This is a genomic window from Enterobacteriaceae bacterium ESL0689, assembly GCA_029433525.1.
In the GTDB taxonomy this organism is placed as follows: domain Bacteria; phylum Pseudomonadota; class Gammaproteobacteria; order Enterobacterales; family Enterobacteriaceae; genus JAQTIF01.
Window position 1 is genome coordinate 1,579,797 of sequence record JAQTIF010000001.1, and the last position, 23,164, is coordinate 1,602,960.

Here is a 23,164-nt window from a genome sequence, read left to right on the forward strand (position 1 = left end):
GCAGCGGACCGGTGTCTGCGCAGTCGGATTTGTATCGGTTGACGTACGCAATTGAACAGCTTAAATCGCAGGGCTGGGTCAATGCGGTGGTAAGTGACAGGGACTGGGACAATGACGCGGCTCTGCTCCAGGAATACCGCGGAACTAATGCACTACTGGTAAGGAAGTCAGCAGTAACCTGTGGATTTTCAGATGAGGGCAAGCTGATGGCACCGGTGGAATTTCTGGTGACGGGTGATTTGTCAGCCTGTATGGCGGTTTTCCAAGCCCATGCACTCCCTTTAGCCATAATGGCATCGAACCGGATCGCATTACATCCTGAGCAATAGAACAAACATTCGCAACGCATTAGCCAGTCTGATCACTACCCATTTCCAGAATGGAGGCTATCCAGGTCATGCTTACCTCCTGGTATTGAGGCATGTATAAAGGGCAGCTGCGACATTTCCTTTCTTCTGGCGAAAACAAAGAAGCCCCGTTTAAGTGAATAATAAAAAATGATGAAAACCTGAAAATGTCGTCAATTTTCACATGCTCAGTCATGTCCGGCTTCACATTTTTCGATAAAAATACAAAACCAGAGATTTCACGCGATTGGTGGTATTTCGCACAGATATGTTCCCTAAGCTAAACTGATCATTTGCTGCACACCCTTATTCCACAGGGCTTGAAGGGGTTATGCGAGAAAATTCTTATAAATCAGAAAGATGATCTTTTTTTGTTAAAGGCCAGAAATGTAAAGGTTTGTTACATTTTTTCATTTCCGATCGGGAAGCGAACGTTCCTATACTCCCGCTATTGGGTCTTATCCGAAATTTTTCATTTCAGACAAATACTCAAAGTACAGTGTCGGCATGCTGGTGGATGGAATGCGCCCGCTTTTTAGTTCCGGGATTTTTATTTACGTCGGATGACGCGAACCGGAAAGTTGTTCTGGCAGGGTAATTTTTTCTTATTTATTTCTCACTGGCATTGACCGTTTCTATTACTCCATAGAACAGGGACAGCCATGTCTAACTCTTCCTTTCAGTCCGAAATCCCTAAAGCACGTATTAATCTCAAACTCGATTTGCATACGGGTGGCGCGAGCAAGAAAACGGAGCTCCCCCTGAAATTGCTCGTGGCGGGCGACTTCAGTAATGGCCAGGAGTCTGCCCCCCTGTCTGAGCGCAAAAAAGTTGATTTAAATAAAAATAATTTTGATGCGGTGTTATCCGAATATTCCCCAAAAGTCAATCTTACCGTTAAAAACACGCTGGCTGATGATGGCAGTGAAGACAACATTAGTCTGACCTTCCGGAGCATGAAGGACTTCTCCCCGGAACAGGTATCCCGTCAAATCCCTCAGCTGAAGGCCATGCTTTCCATGCGCAACCTGCTGCGCGATTTAAAAGCGAACCTGCTGGACAATCAGGCTTTCCGAAAGGAGCTGGAAAAAATTCTGCTCGACCCGGCGTTAAGTGCAGAACTCAGAGCTGAACTTTCAGCCCTGGCACCGAAACAGCCATAACGGTCACTGATGATTTAACGGATTAATGAGGAAGATGCTGATGTCTGTAAAAAATGAGAATGCGGCTGGTGGCGAAAGCGTGGTGCTGGAACGTCCTGCAGCAAGTGGGGTTTATGCGTCCCTGTTTGAAAAAATCAACCTGAACCCGGTGTCCGAGCTGAGTGCGCTGGATATCTGGCAGGATGCACAGGCGATGTCGGATGCGACTGCGGATGAGCGTCTGACGGCGGAGATGCAGGTGTTCCTGGAGTGTCTGACAAAATCGGGGTCAAAAGTTGAAAAACTCGACAAAAACCTGATTGACCACCATATCGCAGAGCTGGACTACCAGATTAGCCGTCAGCTGGATGCTGTGATGCACAGCGAAGAATTCCAGGCGGTGGAGAGCCTGTGGCGCGGCGTGAAATCCCTGATCGACAAAACCGATTTCCGTCAGAACGTGAAGGTTGAGTTGCTGGATATGTCAAAAGAAGACCTGCGTCAGGACTTCGAAGACAGTCCGGAAATCATTCAGAGTGGACTGTATAAACATACATATATCGATGAGTATGACACCCCGGGCGGTGAGCCGATTGCCGCGCTGATTTCTGCCTACGAGTTTGATGCGTCTGCGCAGGATGTTGCCCTGCTACGCAATATTTCAAAAGTGTCTGCCGCTGCCCACATGCCGTTTATCGGCTCCGCCGGCCCGAAATTCTTCCTGAAAGACAGCATGGAGGAAGTGGCAGCCATCAAAGATATTGGTAACTACTTCGACCGTGCGGAGTACATCAAGTGGAAATCCTTCCGCGAGACGGACGATGCCCGCTATATCGGCCTCGTGATGCCGCGCGTGCTGGGTCGCCTGCCGTATGGCCCGGACACCGTGCCGGTGCGCAGCTTCAACTACGTTGAAGAAGTGAAGGGTCCGGATCATGACAAATACCTGTGGACCAACGCCTCGTTTGCCTTTGCATCCAACATGGTTCGCAGCTTTATTAATAACGGCTGGTGTGTGCAAATTCGTGGCCCGCAGGCGGGTGGTGCCGTCCAGGACTTACCAATCCATCTGTATGACCTGGGCACCGGCAATCAGGTCAAGATCCCGTCAGAAGTGATGATCCCGGAAACCCGCGAATTTGAATTTGCCAACCTCGGTTTCATTCCGCTGTCCTACTACAAGAATCGCGATTACAGCTGCTTCTTCAGCGCTAACTCTACCCAGAAGCCGGCACTGTATGACACCGCGGATGCCACGGCCAACAGCCGTATCAACGCCCGTCTGCCGTACATTTTCCTGCTGTCCCGTATTGCGCATTACCTGAAGCTTATCCAGCGCGAAAATATTGGCACCACCAAAGACCGCCGTCTGCTGGAGCTTGAGCTCAACACCTGGGTGCGCAGCCTGGTGACCGAAATGACCGACCCTGGCGACGAGCTTCAGGCTTCCCACCCGCTGCGCGATGCGAAAGTGGTGGTGGAAGACATCGAAGACAACCCGGGTTTCTTCCGCGTGAAGCTGTATGCCGTGCCGCACTTCCAGGTGGAAGGGATGGACGTCAACCTGTCACTGGTTTCCCAGATGCCGAAAGCCAAATCGTAAGGCGAGGGGAAATCAGGGATGAAAATTCATCGTCCGTTATGGAACGAAGGGGCCCTGCTGGCCCCGCAACAGTTCCAGCAGCAGTCTGAGTGGGACGCACTTTCACGGGCCGGTGTTGCCGCCCGTGGCAGTGCGTTCCCCTGGGGCGTCGGTCAGATAGCGCTGGATGAGGCGATGCTGGCCTCCGGTCGGGTCCAGGCGCAGTCGCTGCGTCTGTGGCTTCCGGATGACACGCTGGTTGATACCCGGTTCAGCGACCTGCCACCGGAGCCGCGAGAAATCGAGGCTCCGGCTTCTGGCCCGGTGACGGTGTATGTGGCGCTGCCGGTGATGCAGGTCGGGATCGTGAATGTGCAGTCTGACACGGTTCCGGCAGAGCGTCCGCTGCGCTATCGGGAAGCCTGGGAGACGATCGCCGATCGTTTCGGTCAGGAAGAAGAGTCGATGGCGGTGGCCCGCTTTAATCTGGCCTTTCGTTTCGGACATGAAGACAACGGCGCATGGGATACCTGCGCCGTTGCCCGTCTGTTACGGGACGGGCAGGGGGGCTGGCGTCAGGATCCGGAATTCATCCCGCCAATGGCGCTGTTCTCGGCCAGCCGTGGATTGTGTGAGCGCCTGGCGCTGTTAAACCGTCAGCTGCGCTCACGCCGTCAGCGTCTGATGTCCATGCGCCGCGAGAGTAATGACCGGATGGCCGATTTTGCGGTCGCCGACGTGTCGCTGTTCTGGCTACTCAATGCGCTGAACTCCCATGCCCGTGTGCTCTCGGAATATGAGCGCTTCCCGGACCGACATCCTGAACAGGTCTGGGCGGAACTCACCCGTCTTGCCGGCAGTATGCTGACCTTCTCGCTGGAGCATGACCTGGATGCCATTCCGGGGTATGACCACCGCCTGCCGGAAAACACCTTCCCGCCATTATTTGATCTCATCAGCGAACTGCTGGAAGCCAGCCTGCCGTCACGCGTGGTGGCGGTCAGAATGGACCGGATGGATCCGGAAACCTGGAAAGCGGTGCTGCACGATATCCGTCTGCGCGATGAAGCCGATTTCTATCTGTCTGTTCGTTCTAACCAGCCTGCCTGGCAGATTGCTGAACGCTTTGCGGAAGTCTGCATTGCCGGAGCGCCAGCCAGCGTCGGTGAGGTGTCGGGCGTGGCCGTGGAGGGGATTAGCCTGATTGCGCTCAGCCGCGTGCCGGCCGCACTACCGGTTCGTCTGGAGAACCAGTACTTCGTGCTGGATATGGAGAGCGATGCCGCGCGTGAAATGCTCGATCAGGGGGTCTGTGTGTTCTATGTTCCGTCCGTGCTCGGTGAGCTGGAGCTGGAACTGTTTGCGGTGCTGCGCTCATGAAAAAAGACACCGATATCGATGCCCTGATGGTTGAAACCTGGCTCACCGTGGCGCAACTGCGTCACGGTGGTGAGGTCACCGATGGCCCGGCGCTTTACGCTGCCTGTAAAGGGCAGGTGGACAGCGTGCGTGAGGCACTGGAGCGTGCCGGGTATGACAGTGAAAGCATTGATCACATCACTTATGCCCAGTGTGCCCTGCTGGATGAAACTGTCCTGAACCGCAAGCCTGTAGATAAGTCGCCTGCATCCGGGGCCGGTGAGCTGCCGTCGGCAGTGGCTGAAGAAGCAGACACAACGCCGGCCGTCACGCTGGATGCGGCCCAGAGAGCCTGGCGTTCAGCGCCGTTACAGACCGTCTACTTCGGCACCCTGCGTGCCGGTGGTGCGCTGTACGACCGTATCGCAGAAGTGTTGCGCCAGCCCGCTCCGGAGCCTGCGGTGCTGACGTGCTACCAGCGGGTACTGGCGCTGGGATTCCAGGGGCAGTACAGCCTGTCAGGCGTGGGACAGTCCCGCCGTGATGAGGTGATCGCTGCACTTAATGAACGCGTCCCGGCGCTGGAAATCGCTGCCTCCCTGGTGGTGCACAAAACCGGTCGTCGTCGCTATAACCTGCTGCGCTCGGTCTGGTTCTGGATTGTGCTGGCCGTCGTACTGACCGGTGCGGTGTGGCTGGGTGGTCATCTCTGGCTGCAGGACCTGCTGCACCAGCAACTGCCGGAGCTGCGCTGATGGGAGGACGAACGCTTGCCCGTGCGGCGTTACCGGTGCTGGTTTGTCTGGCTGCCGTGCTGTGGCTGGTATGGGGCTTTCTGGCCTGGGGGGGAACAGGTAAATCACTGCTGACGCTGGCGGCGCTGCTGGTTTGCGGGTGGATAATCCTCCGACGTTACCGTCACCTGCAGCCTGCTCAACAGGTGGAGGATGCCGGTGACTTTCCACCGGAAGACCATACCGGACCGGTGGTGCTGGTCTGCGGGGATGTGGATGACAACATGTTTGCCCTGGGACCCTTCCGGCGCACGACCCAGGGCTGGTACCTCCGGGTGGCAGAGCTGACTGAGCTGATGCCGCTCGCCACTCGTCTGCTGGCCCGCACCCCGGTGATGGCCGGGCAGTTGTCGGTAATGTTCCGCTGCCTGCCAGACCGCCATGACGACGAGGCGTTGCTGCGGGCGTCCCTGAAAGCACTGCGCCTGCAGGTGAAGCAGCTTCGTGGACTGACCGGGTATGACGTTCCGGTGGTACTGAATGCAGAGTTCAGTGGTCCGGAGACGCCGTGGATAGTGGTACGGGGTACAACGTCTCTGGTGTGCCCGGAAGACGAACCGGCGATGACGCTCAGTGAATGGCAGCGTACGGCACAGACTGCCACCGTGCAGCCATTTCTGACCCAGGCGACCGCGATGCTTCACTCGGTCATGCTGGATGAGCTGGGCAAATCCGACCGGCTGTGTCCGGCGATACGCCCGTTTGCCGTCACCCTGCGTCTGGGGCTGATACAGACTGCTGCCAGCGCTCTGTGGTCGCAGTGGCTGTTCCGCCTGACCCGCATTTCTCCTGCGAACCGTGTCTGTGTGCATGAACCGCGCTGGCATTTTGCCGATCCGGTGTTGCCGCTGCTGATGCCGTACACCACACCGTTGCAGGGTGGTAAAACAGGACGTCGGGTGGTGGTGGTTCTGCTGCTGTGCGCCCTCGGTGCCCTCGCGCTGTCTGTCCAGCATAACCAGACCCTGATCCGCCGGGTGGCTGCCGATCTGCACCGCTGGCAGGCTATTCCGATGGAGCACTACGCGCCGAAAGCCCGGTCGCTACACGCCCTGCAGCAGGATGCGCTGTTACTGGAGCGCTGGCAACGCCAGGGCGTGCCACATCGCTATGATCTGGGGTTGTATCCGGGCGAGCGTCTGTGGCTCGCGGTTCAGCAGGCTATCGATACCTATGTACCACCACCGCCGCCACCGAAGCCGAAACCAAAGCCGGTGCCGAAGATTATTCGTCTCGACAGCATGTCGCTGTTCGATTCCGGCAAGTCTGAGCTGAAGAGCGGTTCGACCAAAATGCTGGTCAATTCCCTGGTGGGGATCAAGGCCAAACCGGGTTGGCTGATTGTGGTCAGTGGTTACACCGACAACACCGGTAACCCGCAACTGAATCAGACGCTGTCCCTGAAGCGTGCCGAATCGGTACGCAACTGGATGCGGGATACCGGCGATGTGCCGGAAAGCTGTTTTGCGGTTCAGGGATACGGTCAGGACCGTCCCGTCGCAACCAATGACACAACGGAAGGGCGTGCGCTTAACCGTCGTGTCGAAATCAGTCTGGTTCCGCAGGCCGATGCCTGCCAGATACCGGGCAAACCCTCAGCGTCATCGCAGGATGATGACGCTTCACTACACAATGGAGAGTAATTCCATGGCAATTCCAGTTTACCTTTGGCTGAAAGACGACGGCGGCGCGGACATTAAAGGGTCTGTGGACGTTCAGGATCGCGACGGCAGCATCGAAGTGGTGGCGCAGCAGCATAACCTGTACATCCCGACGGATAACAACACCGGAAAGCTGACCGGTACCCGTATCCACACTCCGTTCCTGTTCACCAAGGAAATCGATTCGTCCAGCCCGTATCTGTACAAGGCGGTGACCACCGGTCAGACCCTCAAGTCTGCCGAATTCAAGTGGTACAAAATCAACGACGCTGGCCAGGAAGTGGAGTACTTCAACACCAAGCTTGAAAACGTGAAGGTGGTGAAAGTGAACCCGGTCATGCATGACATCAAGGATCCTTCTTACGAGAAGCACAACCACCTTGAGCAGATCGAACTGCGTTACGAAAAAATCACCTGGACTTACAAAGACGGCAACATCATTCATTCCGATTCCTGGAACGAACGCGCCACCGCGTAAGTCACGAGCGGACGGAGTCTCTCTGTCCGCTGTTTTGTTTTGCATAACGCCTGCCTCGCGGACGTTCTGCAAAGCAGTCACACATTTTATCAGCACTGACCTTATGGGCATCGGTTAACGGCCAGGGGCGGTAGCGTGTCAAAAAGAGAGGGAATGAAATCCATGGAAAATCCAGCCGTTCTGTTACGTCGCCTGAATCCTTACTGTGCCCGTGCGCTGGAAGGGGCGGCCTCGCTCTGCCAGACCCGGGCGCATGCGGAAATCCTGCCTGAGCACTGGCTGCTGAAGCTGCTTGAGCAGGGTGAAGGTGACCTGACGGTGCTCGCCCGTCGCTATGAGTGGGATATGGATGCGCTGTGGCAGGATTTGCTCGGCTGGCTGGATAATCAACCGCGCTCGGTGCGCCACCGCCCACAGCTCTCGGAAAACATTCAGATGCTGATGCAGGAAGCCTGGTTGCTGGCCTCTCTCAATGGTGAAGAGCACATTCGCGGCATTCATCTGCTGATGGCCCTGACCGGTAAACCGAAACTGCTGCGTTGTGACGGTCTGTGGCCGATGCTGACCCTGGCACAAAGTCAACTGGAGCGTCTGCGTCCGCTGCTCGATGCGCAGTCGGACGAACGTCCGGAGGTGCAGCAGGACGCGAAACTGGCCCACACGGGGGGAGATGTGGAAATAGTCGGCCGTCCGGTCGGTGCCAGTGATAACACAACTATAAAGGACGGTGAACTGTCACCGGCCCTGCAGAATGCCCTGGATAAGTTCACTCTCGACGTCACAGCCAAAGCGAAAGAAGGAAAAATCGACCCGGTATTTGGTCGCGATACTGAGATCCGTCAGATGGTGGACATTCTCTCCCGCCGTCGCAAAAACAACCCGATTCTGGTCGGTGAACCGGGTGTCGGCAAAACGGCGCTGGTGGAAGGGCTGGCATTACGCATCGCCGAAGGCAACGTGCCGGAATCCCTCAAGCCTGTTATGCTGCGCACCCTTGATCTTGGCTTGTTACAGGCGGGGGCAGGCGTGAAGGGCGAATTTGAACAGCGCCTGAAAAACGTGATTGATGCCGTGCAGCAGTCGCTGGTCCCCATTCTGCTGTTTATCGACGAAGCGCACACCATCATCGGCGCGGGCAACCAGGCGGGCGGCGCAGATGCGGCCAACCTGCTGAAACCGGCCCTGGCCCGTGGTGAACTGCGCACTATCGCCGCTACCACCTGGAGCGAGTACAAACAGTATTTTGAACGCGACGCAGCCCTGGAGCGTCGCTTCCAGATGGTGAAGGTGGACGAGCCGGACGACGACACCGCCTGCCTGATGCTGCGCGGCCTGAAATCCCGCTACGCCGAACACCACGGCGTGCATATTACTGACAATGCGGTACGCGCCGCCGTTACGCTTTCACGCCGCTACCTGACGGGTCGCCAGTTGCCGGACAAAGCCGTTGATCTGCTGGATACCGCCAGCGCACGTGTGCGCATGAGCCTCGATACCGTGCCGGAAGCGCTGACGCAGTACCGTGCGCAGCTCACCTCGCTTGAAATCGAAAAGCAGGCGCTGCTGGAAGATATCGCGCTGGGCAGCAACCAGCACGGCGAACGTTTGACCGCCATTGAACAGCAGCAGAACGACCTGATTGTCGAACTCGACGAACGGGAAAGCCAGTACGGTCGCGAGCTGAGCCTGACGGAACAGTTGCTGGAAGTGCGTCAGGACATCAGCCGCCAGACCGATATCACCACTCTGCAAAACCAGCTGTCGGCGCTGCAGGGCAACTCGCCGCTGCTGTCGCTGGATGTGGACACACGAACCGTTGCGAACGTGATTGCTGACTGGACCGGCGTGCCGCTCTCCTCGTTGATGAAAGACGAGCAGACTGAATTGCTGACCCTGGAAAATGAAATCGGTAAGCGTGTTGTCGGCCAGGATGTGGCGCTGAATGCCATCGCCCAGCGCCTGCGCGCGGCCAAAACTGGCCTGACTTCGGAAAACGGTCCTCAGGGCGTGTTCCTGCTGGTCGGCCCAAGCGGCGTGGGTAAAACCGAGAGTGCGCTGGCGCTGGCGGATGTGCTGTACGGCGGTGAAAAATCCCTTATCACCATCAACCTCTCCGAATACCAGGAGCCACATACCGTTTCCCAACTAAAAGGTTCCCCGCCGGGGTATGTGGGTTACGGCCAGGGCGGTATTCTGACCGAGGCGGTACGAAAACGTCCGTACAGCGTGGTGCTGCTTGATGAGGTGGAAAAAGCGCACCGCGACGTGATGAACCTGTTCTATCAGGTTTTCGACCGCGGCTTTATGCGCGACGGCGAAGGACGTGAAATCGACTTCCGCAATACCGTGATCCTGATGACCTCCAACCTCGGCAGCGACCACCTGATGCAACTGCTGGATGAACGGTCGGATGCCAGCGAAAGCGACCTGCATGAACTGCTACGCCCGATCCTGCGTGACCACTTCCAGCCTGCGCTGTTGGCCCGTTTCCAGACCGTGATTTACCGTCCGCTGGCCGAATCTGCCATGCGTACCATCGTGGAGATGAAGCTCAGCCAGGTGAGCCAGCGCCTCAGCCGTCACTACGGCCTGACCACGCAGATTGGCGAGAGCCTGTATGACACGCTGACGGCCGCCTGCCTGCTGCCGGATACCGGGGCGCGTAATGTCGACAGCCTGCTCAATCAGCAAATTCTGCCGGTCCTGAGTCAGCAACTGCTCACTCACATAGCGGCGAAACAGAAGCCACGGTCACTCACTCTCTCCTGGGACGAGGAAGAAGGGATCGTGCTGGATTTTGAGTAAGGAAAACCATAAGACCCCTCTGAAGTATTCATTCGGGCAACGGTATGTTGCTGCTACAACTAATAAAAAGGAAACCAGATAATGAAGTTGATGAAATATATCCCGGCGGTTATTGCTCTGACCTGTACAGCAAATGCATATGCGGGGTTTTTTAGTTCATCCGATGATTTTAAATGTGGCAGGGAAGATGCAGTTCAAGCCCTCGGGCATTATTTCAGCAGTGATGCTTCTGGATTGCTGCAAAGTGATTATCTGACAAAGTCTAAATACACTTATGATAAACCTGTTGCTGATTATCAGAATAAATTAAATAGTCTGGTGGTTGGCGTGAGTAATGCCTCTACTTCTGGTAATGGCAGTTATGGCCTGAATTGTAGCGCGACTGTCTCAGTGAAAGTGCCACAGGAAGCTCTGGATGTCGTCAGCAGTGACCCAAACTATTTGCATTTCGTGACCGGGACCTACGGTAAGCTCAATAATGGCAGTGTGGTCTGGAGTGATGTCAGTTACAGCGCCAAACTTGCGGACAATGGTAAAGATATAATCTTTAGCAATTTTAACCGAACGGATCTGTCAAATGCGTTGTTTAATATCAGCGTATTGTCCGTCAATAAAAGCCAGATTATTAATGCTCAGTCCAAAGACAATCTGGATTCTGCGAAGGCTGAATATAAAAACTCCGACCGAAACCTGAATTCAGTGTGGCGAGAACTCCCGGACTCTTCGCGAAATGCGCTGAAAAAAGAACAGCTGGCATGGGTTAATGAAAAAGTTACTAAATGCGGCAAATTGTCGGATGCAGAATCGCACAGTGTAGATATTAAACATCGTATCGAAATTTATCAGTGCCAGATAAAAATGACCAATGACCGCATTGCTTTCCTTAATGGCGATAATTAATTGACGGTTACAGGTGTCTGTAAGGGAGGTAAAGGATGAGAAGTGATGTTATGAGCCTGGCGCAGAAGGCGATTGATGAAGCCCTGGGTCTGTCACGCTACCGGGTGGATGTGCATGAGTGTCCGCATTTCTTGGACGTGCTGCGCTTTCGGGCCAGCGAATCACTCAGCCAGCCGTGGCGTTACGAGGTCACCGTTACCTGTGCGGCAAGTATTGCCAGTACTGAAGTCATGTTGAAACCGGCATCCTTCACCTTCCAGACACCTTTGTTTGATGGTACGCCAGCGGTGCCGGTACGCACAGTATACGGCGTGGTGGATACATTCCGTCGGATCTCGATGTCGGGGGATGAAATCACCTATGCCCTGCGCATCGTGCCGCGTATTGCTCTGATGCAGCACACTCAGCGCAGCGAGGTGTATCTGAATCAGTCGGTGCCGGAAGTGGTGGAGCAAATTCTCCGCTCCCACGGTTTCGAGGGGGCGGACTTTGAGTTTCGCGTGTCGCAGCATTACCCGGTCCGTGAACTGATCACCCAGTGGCGCGAGACGGATCTCGAATTCATCCAGCGCCTGCTGGCGGAAGTGGGCATTTTCTGGCGCTTTGAGATGGACAGCCGTATCGAACAGGATGTGGTGATTTTCCAGGACAGCCAGATGCAGTATCAGTTTGGCGTAAAACTCCCGGTAATTCCGCCTTCGCGCACCAGTGATAACGGTCAGGAAAGCGTCTGGGATATCAGCCCGGAAGACCATGTGGTCACCGGAAGCGTGGCTAACCGCGACTATAACTACCGTGAAGCGTTGACGCCGCAGAACAGCTCAGCGACCGTTCGTCAGGAAGGCGGTGCCACCACCGGCGAGACCTACCACTATGCGGAGCCGTTTTTGAGTGAGGGTGATGCTGACACCCCGGAAGGTGGCTCCTGGTTTGCCCGTCTCCGTCATGAGCGCGCGCTCAACGCACAACAGCTTGTTACCGGGCGTTCCAGTAGTCCGGTTCTGGCCCCCGGCGAAGTGCTGGAAGCCCAGGGCAATGTCCCTGAATCGCTGAAAGATGGCATTGTCATCACCGGTGTTCATACCTCCGGGGCACGCGATAAAGGTTTTCAGCTGCGTTTCACGGGGATCCCCTACAGTGAAACCGTCTGTTATCGTCCGGCATTAATCAACCGCCCGGTGATTGCCGGTTCTCTCCCTGCCCGGGTGGAAAGCGACGAGAAACACGACACCTATGCGTACCTGGACAACCAGGGGCGCTACCGGGTCAGACTTGATTTTGACCGCAACAGCACGGAACAGGGCTATGCCTACCTCTGGTTGCGGATGGCCAAACCCTATGCCGGGGATACCTACGGTTTTCACTCCCCGTTGCTTGACGGTACCGAAGTCTCGGTGGTGTTTGACAGCGGGGATCCGGACAGGCCCTACATCGCCCACGCCCAGCATGATTCCGAGCACCCGGATCATGTCACCCGCGACAATCACACGCGAAACGTCTGGCGTACGGCGGGGGACAACAAACTTCGCCTGGAAGATAAGCGTCAGGAAGAGCACTTCAAGCTCGCCACCCCGTTTGGTAAGACCCAATTAAATGGTGGTCACGTCGTGGACAACCAGCGTGAGCAACGCGGGACCGGTTTTGAGCTGCGTACCGATGAATACGGTGCCGTACGTGCTGGAAGAGGCATGTTCCTGACCGCGGATGCGCAGGCAAAAGGTGAAGGACAAATGCTGGAAATGGCGCCGGCAGTCAATCGCATCAGGCAGGCCAACAGCGAAATGCAGGCACTGAACAATGCGGCTGAAGCGGCGAAAGCGCTGGTCAGTGATATTCAGGCACAAAACAATCTGGTGACGCAGAGTATTGCTGAGTTGCAGGCGGCGGTCCTGCTGGCGTCTGCCCCGCAGGGGATCGCCTTTACCTCAGGTGAGCACCTTCAGCTTACCAGCACACAGAATACGATGCTGACGGCCGGTAAGCATCTCGATATGGGAGCAATGAAAAACATCTCCCTGAGTGCTGAGAATGAACTGGGGCTGTTTGCACACAAAGCGGGTGCGCGAATGATAGCCAACCTTGGTGACGTGGAAATGCATGCCCGCCACAACACGCTGGACATGAGTGCGCAAAAAGAACTGACCATCACCAGTACTGACGATGAAATTGTTATCAGTACCCCTAAAGCCCTGACGGTGAATGGCGGCGGCTCTTACCTGAAACTCAGCGACAGTGGTATTGAGCACGGCTCGAAAGGTGACCTGACCATGAAGGTGGGGGAATACCTGGTGCCAGGGAGTGGCGGCGATATGCCCTTTTCTGCACCGGATTTCAACAGCACTGAGATAGCCGAAGTTAAACGCGTCATCAGCAAACCACTGAGCAACTGAGGGAACAGACATGTCGGTATTACCTAAAATCAGCTGGCCGGTGCCATCTAATCGTGGCAATAACTTTGCTAACCAGGAAGATCTGATGTCGCACCTGGAAGGGGAAGCGACGGGCTGGTATATGGTGGGAAGCAACGGAATGTGGCACGGGGGTATTCATATCACGAGTACCACAACACCCTGGTGTGCGCTGAGCGGTAAGACTGCTTCCGAGCTGCTGGATTTCCCTGTTCCGTTCAAAGGTGAACAGAGCGTGCGCTGTATGGCCGACGGGGAAGTGGTGGCGTACCGGATTTGTCGCGATTACCTGACGGTTCCCTGGGAAACGGGCCCTCTCAGTGTTTCAGGCTCTTTTGTTCTGGTGCGGCACTACATTCAGCCGGGCGAGAAAAAAGAGAACGGCCTGCATTTTTATACGCTGTATATGCACCTGGCACCCTACTCCGCTTACGCTTCCAGTGAAAACGAAACCCACTGGATTGTGAATGATAAGCTGCCTGTATTTCGCCGTGAATGGACGCCTGATGCCAGTGCTGAGAGCAGAAACACCTATCGTGTAGCCACAATCCCGAAAGGTTCACTGATTGAATGGAATGCAACAGAAGCAAGCGGCAGTGCTACCGGGCCTAAGGCGCGCCGTTATGGCCTGGTCACGTTCAAAGGGCTATCCGATCAAGCGAAGGCTAAAGGCACGAAGACCCGTCTGGTAGAAGGGCAACAATACTGGATCCTGACGGACAGAGATAATCTTGTCCCGTCATCCGGTGCGGCTACGCGTCCGTCGTGGTGGTCGCATCTGTTGCCACCTTATGCAGAGCCGATGCAGTTTGACGCTGTTGTCTGCCCCACACCGTACCCAATCAGTGCCGGTGAGAGTATCGGCCACCTGGGTTATTTCCAGATCCCGAAAGAGGGTGGGTATGATGTCCGCTATCAGGTACACATCGAATGCCTGAGTGATGATGACACGTTACCCGCTTTCCTGAAAAATCCTGAGAAGGTAGGGGAGAACACGCCTGTTTACCTGAAATGCCCGTCCGGTCTGCCGTTGTTCTCGAAAGATCTGAAGATAAAAGCCATGGTCAGCAGTGGGAGAACTTCACAGGGCGAGTCGGTCCTTAAACTGGGTCAGGTGAAAACAGAAAAAGATGCGCAGGGGCTGGAATACTGGTTTTTACCCTGGGCGAACGGCTATGTGCCGAAAAGTAACACGTCGGTTGAAACCCTATCTCAGTACGATCTCGGTAAACTCGGATTCACAACCACTGTGGACGAGGCACCGAGCTTTGATCACCTTGATGGTACAACATCGCCCAAAGGGGTGGTTCGCAGTATTCTGAATCGATTGCTGGAGGCATCAAGCGCTGACACGCGGTTAACTCATCGTACTGTCCCGTACAATTATCAACGGCTTTTGAATCGGATCGACAGTAGCGTCAGCCCATATTCATCACAGGAATATCTGAGCGCTATCCATAACCCGTCTTATCGTGATGTTAAGAATAAGATGATCGTGAAGCACCCCAGTGAGTGGTACCACAAAAAGGATACGTCGATTTGGCAGTCGTTTTTGAACAAGCTGACGAGTGATGCACCGGAGTGGAGAGAATACTGTGAAGGCTATCTTGATAAGATGGTGTGGATGCAAGATGCCAGTAAATTAAAGCTTGGTTCTTCTTTGTGGCATATGCATCCGGTGGAGTTTTTAGGGGCAATGAAAGGTGTTCCAGAACATGAAATCACAGTCGAACTGATAGAGAAACTATTGCAACATGCAAATCCGTGGTTTACAGGAAAGAGAGGAGGGAAAGCTTTCGCTACTCATTTTAAGAATACCTATCCTGCGGTTTATGAGTTCGACAAGCAAAACTTTGTTAATCTTCTTAACGAGCAACTGGCTGAATACGGAATTACTGGTCCTTATCACAAGGCTCACTTTTTGTCACAATGCCTCCATGAGTCTGCACATTTAGATACAACCATTGAGTTCGGCTCTGGACATAACTATGACCCTGGGCAACATAAAGATGCGATCAAGAATGGTAATACAGTTGTTGGAGATGGACCTCGATATAAAGGGAGGGGACTAATCCAACTAACTTGGAAGAAGAATTACCAACACTTTTCTCAATATGCCGGCATCGATTGTGTTAGCAATTCTGATTTGGTTGCATCAGTAATGGTTAATGCGATTAAAGCATCTTGTTGGTTTTGGCGGAATAATGGCGGCGTTCATAAAAAATATAATGCTAAGGGCGATATTAACATACTAATCGATAATGAGAAGGATAATGTAGAGTTAGTTACTCTTGCCGTCAATGGCGGGCAAAATGGCTTAGATGAAAGAAAATCATATTTCGAATCAATTAAAAAGGAATGGGGCTTAAAATAATGACATTAAGTAAAATTAGTTTGATAGCCTTGCTGAGCCTTTCAACTTTCAGTGTGTTTGCTAACTCAGCAGGAAGAGTGCCTACAACATACGATGGACTGACATTGACTGAAGCTGCGAAGGATTTTGTATCTAAAGGTTACTCGAATGTTTCCGTGAACCTTTTGAATAATACTAAATATCTATATCTGAGTAGTGAGAGCGATGTCAATAAATGCTCAGTGGTTTTTAAGGTGAATAATGACAGTATAGAAAATACTCCGTCTGCGGGCGCGGATGGGAAACTCTGTAATATAACGGGAAATGATGGGCGTGTAATTAGCTCCAGAAGGGACCAGGGTGTTTGGTTCAACGATGTTTATCGGGTTTCCTCTGATGATGAGTGGTCATTGCTTTTTACAGATTCTTGTGCCGATTGCCAGCAAGTAAAAAGAATACACTACAAAAATGGTGTTAAAGATTATGAGGAGTTAATGACTGGAGGTGACGATTATAAAAATAGAAAACCATTAAATGGTGGCATCTCTGTTGATAAAGCATTTTTATATTCTGCTCCTGATGAATCAAAAAAAACGAAAGCGTATCTAATTAAAGGGGATGCTTTCTCACTTGTTGATATGTCTGAGGATGGCTCCTTTTATAAAATTAATTACAAACCAGCCAGCGGGAAGAGTAAGGTGTATTGGGTCAAATCAGATGATTTCGATCTTAAATGACCATGGGTTAAGACGCAGTGGGTATTATCTGCGTGAGGTTGTGAAAATTAATCGCTGAGTAAAAATTGGAACGGAAATGTTAAAGATTATTCGTAAAGGGGATAAAACGACCCACGGTGGTTCGGTATTAACTGCGTCCACGACAATGAAGTACGGTGGCATTGGCGCAGCTCGTAAAGGCGATAAAGTCTCCTGCCCTGAACACGGGGAAACGACCATTGTTGAGGGCAACCCAAACTATCTGGATGAAGATGGTCTCCCTGTGGCATTCGAAGGCCACAAATGTGGCTGTGGGTGTACGCTCATCAGTTCGTTTTCTGCGGCAAAGGTTGGCTGACAATGCCGATTTATCTGGATGAAGTTCCTGATAGCGTTGACGGTATTTCACGTCCGGTGACGATACGTTGGGTGATTTTTCTGGTCGTCATCTTGCTGGCAGGTGTGGTGTTGACCCTGTGGCAATGGACCGGTGAGCGGCGCGGGATTTCATTCTGGTTTACGGCGCTGGGTCTGCCTTTTTGCCTGTGGGGCATTCTGGCTGTTTTTCGGCATATCGGGTACCGCCTTGAGCTCAATGGTGAAGCCGGTTGGAACTACGAGTGTGATGATCTTGAAGACACCGAAATCTTGCGCGGCAGGCGCTTTGCCTGGGTTCTTGATACCTGGGTGCAGACCCCGGCTGGCCGGGGGACAGGAAGTCTGAGTGCGGCAATGGCATCAGGCACGTTGCTCCTGAAAACGGCCAAACCGCGAGCCGGTGGAGAGCCTGTCAGGCATGCCCGGATAACGGAGTTTGATGGCGATCCGGAGGCCCTGACAAAAGCCGTCGAAAAAGCGGCACTTCGCATCAGTAAAACGCTGGCCCGCCTGCCGGAGAAGCTGCCGTGCTGGCTGATGTTCGAATGTGACGCTGACGTCACGGTGGAGCATGAAGCCGGGCTGCTACAGCTGGTCACCAATAAATCCGGCAGAGCGCTGCGCCAGATACCGGGGCAGGGCATGAATGCGCTGGATTACTGGCTGGACCATCGCTGGGACAAACCCGCTGCACTGGTTGTTCTGACACTCTCGCTTCGGCCATCACCGCAGGAAAATGATGCGGAAGCCATAGCGGCAATGGTGCTGTGTAACCGAAAGAGTCACCGGTTTCCGGATGCGGTCCGGCTGCATCGCCCGCAAAAGAGCAGCCCGGAAACACTGACTCACAACATGGCACATGCTCTACGCTGGGCTGAATTATCCCCAGATGAGATCAAAGGTATCTGGATCACCGGCGAGGTCGTCACTGACAGGCCGGGTCTGAATCAATCCTGTGAAGACAATAAATTAACACTGAGCCTGACGGACGGCATCAAAAATATCGACGCCACGCTCGGGTACGCCGGACAGGCCTCGCCGTGGATAGCGGTGGCGCTGGCTGCGGGCAAAGTTTCGGAGCAGGGCGCGCAGCTGGTTGCTGCGCAACCGGATCCCGGATGTGACGATATCTGGCTGACATCAATGACGGCAGAAGAACGAGAAAAGGACGTTAACAGGGAATGAGCAGCGATAAAAAAGACAAGACCAAAACCAAACCAAAATCCTTGCTTGGACTCGCTGTTCTGGCGCTGATATTTGTCTCCGTGATAATTGTTTTTACGCTGACAATCGGCAGTGACTTTATCGCCAGGACGTTTGGACTTGGTCCGTATCCGCTTGAATGGATCGTGACGCTCTGTGCGATCGTCAGCGTCTTCCTGTTGACCCTGCTCTGGGGGCTGGAACAACTGTTCTTCATCTCCGGAAGGAAAGGGGCGAGACGAACCTGGGGGCGCAACAAAGCCTCTCCGGTCCCCCTCCCGGACATTAACGCCGCGAATACCTTTGTTGACGAAAAAGAGCGGGCGGAGAAAAGTTTCAGTGCTGAAGCTCTGATCGATCACCTGCAGCTGCGCTACCGTCGCCGCTGGAAAGTAAAAGTCCGTCTGCTGCTGGTGCAGGGTAGCGATAACGATATTGAGAAGGTGGTGCCAGGGCTGAAACGTGACCACTGGCAGGAAAGTGACGGGATTGTGCTGATCCACGGCGGCCTGTCTGATAGCGTGCCGGATGACGAGTTTCTGTCGGTACTGAAACAGGTTCACCCGCAGCGTCCAATCGATGGGGTGGTGCAGGTGATGAATGCTGCAGCACTGCCGGATACCGCAAAACAGGATACGCTGACGCGTGTACGCCAGAAAACCGATGCCCTGCTGGGCTGGCAGTTGCCGGTCTGGCTGTGGGTCGTCCGTGAAGGTGCATGGGCGCATGATGGTGAAGGCGTTCCACCAACGGGAGCTCTGTTTGGCCCGGGTGTCACAGCAGATGAGACCCGTACCACGCTTGCGGCCCTGTCGTCCGAATTGCAGGGGGCTGGCGTGGCAGCCCTGCTTGACGATTCGCAGCACCACTGGCTGTTAAACCTTTCTGACGCACTGCGGGGTCGTCTTCGTCGCTCTCTGCTGTCATTACTCAACGTGCTGATGTCCGGCCCGGCACCGTACCGCCTGCGCGGGGTGATGTTCAGCCCGGCATTGCCGGGTGCCACTACGGTTCCTCATGCGCGTCTGTCGCCGCCGGTCTGGCAGGCGCTGGAAGAAGACAGCCTGCAGGTGCATGCCCGTAAAATCGGTGTCCACTGGCAGAAAATCCTGCGCCTGGTCCTGCTGGGACTGATTCTGTTGTGGGGCGCGGGTACGTTGCTGTCACTTTCTGTCAATCGTACACAAATCTGGCTGGCGCAGGATACCGCGCGCACCGCCGCCGATACCCGCCAGCCACTGCCCGAACGTCTGCGTAATCAGCTTCTCCTGCAGCAGACCATTGCCCGTCTACAGAACCGGGAAGCTCATGGTGCGCCCTGGTACACCCGGTTTGGTCTGAATCAGGACAGCGACACGCTGAAGATGCTGTGGCCACTGTACGCCCGAAACAACCAGACGCTGATGCGCGATGCGCTGGTCAGTGAGCTTCACCGCCAGCTAAATGATTTTGTGCAGCTGCCGCCGGCAAGTGATGCGCGTACCTCCGCCACCCAGAAGACCTATAACCTGCTGAAAGGGTATCTGATGCTGGCGCGTCCGGACAAAGCGGATGCGAACTGGCTGGCCGGTAATATGGTCAAAGCCTGGCCGTCACGCTCCGGCGTATCGGACACTGTATGGCAGATACAGGCACCGAAGCTGCTCGGGTTTTATGCCCAGAACTTACCGGCGCACCCGGAGTGGAAAATCACTCCCGACCGTGAACTGGTGGGCACCGTACGCCAGATTTTGCTCAAGCAGATTGGTCAGCGTAATGCCGAGTCTGGCCTGTATCAGGAAATGCTGGGGCGCATCGCCCGCAACTGGCCGGATTTAACGCTGGCCGACATGACCGGTGATACGGATGCGTCGACGCTGTTTTTCTCTGAAGAAGTGGTGCCGGGCATGTTCACCCGTCAGGCATGGGAAGAACAGGTGCAGGAGGCCATTGATGAGGTGGTGAAAACCCGCCGTGATGAAATTGACTGGGTGCTGACGGACAAAAAGCAGCAGGCCGGCAGTGACATCTCACCGGAAGCCCTGAAGCAGCGACTCACTGAGCGTTACTTTACTGATTTTGGTAATGCGTGGCTGAACATGGCCAACAGTATTCAGTGGCAGGAAGCGACCTCGCTCTCTGAAGCTATCGCCCAGCTGAACCTGCTGGCCGATGTGCGTCAGTCCCCTCTGGTGGCGCTGATGAACACCCTTGCCTGGCAGGGCCAGACCGGGGCTAAAGGCGAGCGGCTTGCCGATTCACTGGTGGACTCAGCTAAAAAACTGGTGGGCCGTAATAAGAACGCAAAACAGTTTATCGAACAGGCGCAGGGCCCCAAAGGCCCGCTGGACGGCGTGTTTGGCCCGCTCACGGGTCTGATGGCCGGCAAGGACGGTACCGGCTCAAACGGTAACCTCAGCTTCCAGTCCTGGCTTGCCCGCGTGACTCAGGTACGTCTCAAGCTTCAGCAGGTGACCAGTGCCCCTGATCCGCAGGCGATGGCGCAGATGCTGGCCCAGACCGTCTTCCAGGGCAAAGCCATTGACCTGACCGACACCCGTGATTATGGCTCTCTGGTGGCGGCAAGCCTCGGGCAGGAGTGGAACGGCTTCGGGCAGGCGCTGTTTGTGCAGCCACTCGATCTGGCCTGGCGTCAGGTGCTGGCGCCAGCTGCAGGTAGCCTTAACGCCCGCTGGCAGAGCACCATTGTGTCACAGTGGAACACCGCCTTCTCCGGACGCTATCCGTTTAAGGCCACCGGCAGCGATGCCTCACTGCCGCTGCTGGCCCAGTTCCTGCGCAGCGATTCCGGGCGTATCGCAGCATTTATCAAAACTAACCTCGGCGGCATCCTCCATCAGGAAGGTAGTCACTGGGTGGTGGATCCTGCGGCGAGCCAGGGGATGACCGTCAATCCGGCGTTCCTTTCGGCTATCAACAAGCTGGCCGACATTTCCGATATCGTTTTCGCCCAGGGCGATGCGGGGGTGCATTTTGAACTGATGGCCCGACCATCGCGTGATGTGGCCCGCACCCAGCTGACGCTGGATGGCCAGAAGCTGGATTACTTCAACCAGATGGAAAGCTGGCAGAGTTTCACCTGGCCGGGTAACACGTATTACCCCGGTGTGGACCTGAGCTGGCGTTCAGTGAACACCGAAATGCGCCTGTATGAAAGCAACCAGGGGAACTGGGGCTTTATCCGCCTGCTGGATAAGGCGCTGCTCACTCCGCTCGACAGCAGCCGCACCCAGCTGGTGTGGATCACCCCGGACGGTAATCCGCTGAAATTTATCCTGCGCAGCGAGCTCGGTGACGGGCCGCTGGCGCTGCTCAAACTGCAGGGTTTCAGCCTGCCGCAGAACATTTTTGCCGTTGGTGTTGCCGACAGCACACTGACACTGGCGGGAGACGAATAAATGGCAACGGCAGAAACGTTACTGACCCTGTGTCTCCCGGATGCTACTCAGCGCGCTGCGTTGCTCGCACATTCCCGGGAGAGTCTTTCGCTCTGGAACAACTGGCTGATACCGCTTTCAACCGGTAACGGGGCAGGAGACGATCCGACCTATGAGGATGATTTCCAGCTGATGCGTGAGGAAATCAACAAACTCTCAGGTACCGATACCGATACGCTTTGCCGTCTGGCTGAACAGGTTGTGACCTGCCAGGCCCGTGATATCCGCGTGGTTACCTGGTATGTCTTTGCCCGTCTGCAGCGTGATGGCGACAGCGGGCTGGCTGATGGCCTGATGCTGCTTACCGCCATGCTGAAACAGGCAGGGCAGCACTGTCACCCCCTGCGCAGCAATGCCCGGCTGGCGGCACTGGAATGGCTGAACAGTGACAAGGTGCTGGACGCGTTCTCGCGCTGGCCGGATGTGACGCGGGAAGATACCGCCCGAACGGCAGCCGCACTGTGTCTGCTGGAAGAGGCTGTGGCAAAGATGTCAGACAGCGATCAACCCTCATTTACCGGCCTGCTGCGTACTCTTGAAACCCGCCTGGCCGGCGTTGGCGGACTTGATACTCCGGTGGCTACCTCACATCAGGAGGAAACCACCGACGTCGGAACCTTCGCGACCTCAGGCAGTGCCGTACCGGCTACGACCGCCGTTAAATCGGAAGTGGAGCTGGTCCGCCAGTTGCGCGTGTTGTCCGGCTGGGTGGTGGAGCAGCCGCAGGGCTGGCTTGCGGCTCACCGGATGATGAAAGCCGCCCGCTGGGACCTGGTGACACAGTTACCGGCGCTTGATGCCAGCGGCCGGACTCGTTTACTGCCCCCGAAACCGGACTACCGTGCGCAACTGAAACGCCTGTACCTGCAGCAGAGCTGGACCGAACTGATTGAACAGGTGGATGTGATGTTCACCGAAGGCGGCAACCGCTTCTGGCTCGATTTGCAGTGGTACCTGTGGCAGAGCCTGAGTCGCGCGGGTGCCCCCTGGGAGCACTGGGCCGATTACGTGCTCAGCGACCTGAAGCTGATGCTAAAACGCCTGCCAGGACTGGAAACTCTCGCCTGGAATGACGGTACGCCGCTGGCTGATGAGGTGACGCTTGGCTGGATTGCTGAAAAGGTTAACAACGACATGCCCGGGTTCAATGAAGAGCCCGCCGTCCTGCAGGGAACTCAGACCGATGACATATTTGCGCTGGAAGCAGAGGCGATGGAAAAGGGTGACAGCGAAGGCCCGGAAGCGGCGCTAAGCTGGCTTCAGAGTCGTCCGGGCATGGACTCCCCCCGTAGCCGCTGGTTACTCCGTTTACTCATGGCACGGGTGGCCGAGCAGTATGGGCGCAACGAACTTGCATTGCACCTGCTCGGTGAACTCACCGCCAGTGCGCCGCAGCTGACCCTCAGCGACTGGGAGCCAGGATTGTTGTTTGACGTGCAGGCCCGTCGACTTCGCTTGTTGCGCCTGAAGGCCGGACGGAGCGAAAGCGACAAAACCCGACTCACCCCGGAAATGGAGTCACTGCTGGCGGGGCTGATTGCCCTCGACCCGGCCCGTGCGATGGTGCTGTGCGGGTAAATCCCCGTTCGCCACTGTGCTTC

At 55.3% G+C, this 23,164-nt stretch carries 16 protein-coding genes; all 16 read left to right on the forward strand.

Annotated features, from left to right (window positions below):
- Window positions 1–11 precede the first annotated feature (11 nt).
- The 16 genes from PT300_07730 to tssA all read left to right on the forward strand — a co-directional run bounded on the left by PT300_07730 (window position 12) and on the right by tssA (window position 23,141).
- On the forward strand, window positions 12–329 hold the full coding sequence (locus PT300_07730) for a DUF2913 family protein (GenBank protein MDF7680485.1): 318 nt from the start codon (window positions 12–14) through the stop codon (window positions 327–329).
- A 680-nt stretch (window positions 330–1,009) separates the two neighbouring features.
- A complete protein-coding gene (gene tssB / locus PT300_07735) occupies window positions 1,010–1,510 on the forward strand; it encodes a type VI secretion system contractile sheath small subunit (protein ID MDF7680486.1) in 501 nt (166 codons plus the stop codon).
- Window positions 1,511–1,544: 34 nt separating this feature from the next.
- Window positions 1,545–3,092: a type VI secretion system contractile sheath large subunit gene (gene tssC, locus PT300_07740; protein MDF7680487.1), complete on the forward strand. Its 1,548-nt coding sequence runs from the start codon at window positions 1,545–1,547 to the stop codon at window positions 3,090–3,092.
- Window positions 3,093–3,110: 18 nt separating this feature from the next.
- On the forward strand, window positions 3,111–4,451 hold the full coding sequence (gene tssK, locus PT300_07745) for a type VI secretion system baseplate subunit TssK (protein MDF7680488.1): 1,341 nt from the start codon (window positions 3,111–3,113) through the stop codon (window positions 4,449–4,451).
- Window positions 4,448–5,185, forward strand: coding sequence for a type VI secretion system protein TssL, short form (gene tssL, locus PT300_07750; GenBank protein MDF7680489.1), 738 nt, complete (start codon window positions 4,448–4,450; stop codon window positions 5,183–5,185). Before tssK ends, tssL begins: the two co-directional genes overlap by 4 nt.
- Window positions 5,185–6,867 (forward strand): OmpA family protein, encoded by a 1,683-nt coding sequence (locus PT300_07755; protein ID MDF7680490.1) that lies wholly within the window; start codon window positions 5,185–5,187, stop codon window positions 6,865–6,867. The genes tssL and PT300_07755 overlap by 1 nt, the downstream gene beginning before the upstream one ends.
- A 4-nt stretch (window positions 6,868–6,871) precedes the next feature.
- Window positions 6,872–7,363: a type VI secretion system effector Hcp gene (hcp, locus tag PT300_07760; GenBank protein ID MDF7680491.1), complete on the forward strand. Its 492-nt coding sequence runs from the start codon at window positions 6,872–6,874 to the stop codon at window positions 7,361–7,363.
- A gap of 162 nt (window positions 7,364–7,525) precedes the next feature.
- Entirely contained in the window at window positions 7,526–10,168 is a 2,643-nt protein-coding gene (gene tssH / locus PT300_07765) for a type VI secretion system ATPase TssH (GenBank protein MDF7680492.1), read from the forward strand.
- Window positions 10,169–10,249: 81 nt separating this feature from the next.
- Window positions 10,250–11,068: a lysozyme inhibitor LprI family protein gene (locus PT300_07770; protein MDF7680493.1), complete on the forward strand. Its 819-nt coding sequence runs from the start codon at window positions 10,250–10,252 to the stop codon at window positions 11,066–11,068.
- Between the two features lie 35 nt (window positions 11,069–11,103).
- Window positions 11,104–13,458, forward strand: a complete 2,355-nt coding sequence (gene vgrG, locus PT300_07775) for a type VI secretion system tip protein VgrG (GenBank protein ID MDF7680494.1) — start codon at window positions 11,104–11,106, stop codon at window positions 13,456–13,458.
- A 10-nt stretch (window positions 13,459–13,468) separates the two neighbouring features.
- Window positions 13,469–15,850, forward strand: a complete 2,382-nt coding sequence (locus PT300_07780; GenBank protein MDF7680495.1) for a hypothetical protein — start codon at window positions 13,469–13,471, stop codon at window positions 15,848–15,850.
- Complete coding sequence (locus PT300_07785; GenBank protein ID MDF7680496.1) at window positions 15,850–16,566, forward strand: hypothetical protein; 717 nt, start codon at window positions 15,850–15,852, stop codon at window positions 16,564–16,566. Before PT300_07780 ends, PT300_07785 begins: the two co-directional genes overlap by 1 nt.
- Before the next feature lie 76 nt (window positions 16,567–16,642).
- On the forward strand, window positions 16,643–16,903 hold the full coding sequence (locus tag PT300_07790) for a PAAR domain-containing protein (protein MDF7680497.1): 261 nt from the start codon (window positions 16,643–16,645) through the stop codon (window positions 16,901–16,903).
- Between the two features lie 2 nt (window positions 16,904–16,905).
- Window positions 16,906–18,108 (forward strand): hypothetical protein, encoded by a 1,203-nt coding sequence (locus PT300_07795; GenBank protein MDF7680498.1) that lies wholly within the window; start codon window positions 16,906–16,908, stop codon window positions 18,106–18,108.
- A complete protein-coding gene (locus PT300_07800; GenBank protein ID MDF7680499.1) occupies window positions 18,105–21,524 on the forward strand; it encodes an ImcF-related family protein in 3,420 nt (1,139 codons plus the stop codon). Before PT300_07795 ends, PT300_07800 begins: the two co-directional genes overlap by 4 nt.
- Window positions 21,525–23,141, forward strand: a complete 1,617-nt coding sequence (tssA, locus tag PT300_07805; GenBank protein ID MDF7680500.1) for a type VI secretion system protein TssA — start codon at window positions 21,525–21,527, stop codon at window positions 23,139–23,141.
- Window positions 23,142–23,164: the final 23 nt, after the last annotated feature.

What these genes read in the sequence shown, in the direction of transcription:
- tssB (MDF7680486.1), top strand. Translation starts at nt 1,010, where the DNA reads ATGTCTAACTCTTCCTTTCAGTCCGAAATCCCTAAAGCACGTATTAAT.
- tssC (MDF7680487.1), top strand. Translation starts at nt 1,545, where the DNA reads ATGCTGATGTCTGTAAAAAATGAGAATGCGGCTGGTGGCGAAAGCGTG.
- tssK (MDF7680488.1), top strand. Translation starts at nt 3,111, where the DNA reads ATGAAAATTCATCGTCCGTTATGGAACGAAGGGGCCCTGCTGGCCCCG.
- tssL (MDF7680489.1), top strand. Translation starts at nt 4,448, where the DNA reads ATGAAAAAAGACACCGATATCGATGCCCTGATGGTTGAAACCTGGCTC.
- PT300_07755 (MDF7680490.1), top strand. Translation starts at nt 5,185, where the DNA reads ATGGGAGGACGAACGCTTGCCCGTGCGGCGTTACCGGTGCTGGTTTGT.
- hcp (MDF7680491.1), top strand. Translation starts at nt 6,872, where the DNA reads ATGGCAATTCCAGTTTACCTTTGGCTGAAAGACGACGGCGGCGCGGAC.
- tssH (MDF7680492.1), top strand. Translation starts at nt 7,526, where the DNA reads ATGGAAAATCCAGCCGTTCTGTTACGTCGCCTGAATCCTTACTGTGCC.
- PT300_07770 (MDF7680493.1), top strand. Translation starts at nt 10,250, where the DNA reads ATGAAGTTGATGAAATATATCCCGGCGGTTATTGCTCTGACCTGTACA.
- vgrG (MDF7680494.1), top strand. Translation starts at nt 11,104, where the DNA reads ATGAGAAGTGATGTTATGAGCCTGGCGCAGAAGGCGATTGATGAAGCC.
- PT300_07780 (MDF7680495.1), top strand. Translation starts at nt 13,469, where the DNA reads ATGTCGGTATTACCTAAAATCAGCTGGCCGGTGCCATCTAATCGTGGC.
- PT300_07785 (MDF7680496.1), top strand. Translation starts at nt 15,850, where the DNA reads ATGACATTAAGTAAAATTAGTTTGATAGCCTTGCTGAGCCTTTCAACT.
- PT300_07790 (MDF7680497.1), top strand. Translation starts at nt 16,643, where the DNA reads ATGTTAAAGATTATTCGTAAAGGGGATAAAACGACCCACGGTGGTTCG.
- PT300_07795 (MDF7680498.1), top strand. Translation starts at nt 16,906, where the DNA reads ATGCCGATTTATCTGGATGAAGTTCCTGATAGCGTTGACGGTATTTCA.
- PT300_07800 (MDF7680499.1), top strand. Translation starts at nt 18,105, where the DNA reads ATGAGCAGCGATAAAAAAGACAAGACCAAAACCAAACCAAAATCCTTG.
- tssA (MDF7680500.1), top strand. Translation starts at nt 21,525, where the DNA reads ATGGCAACGGCAGAAACGTTACTGACCCTGTGTCTCCCGGATGCTACT.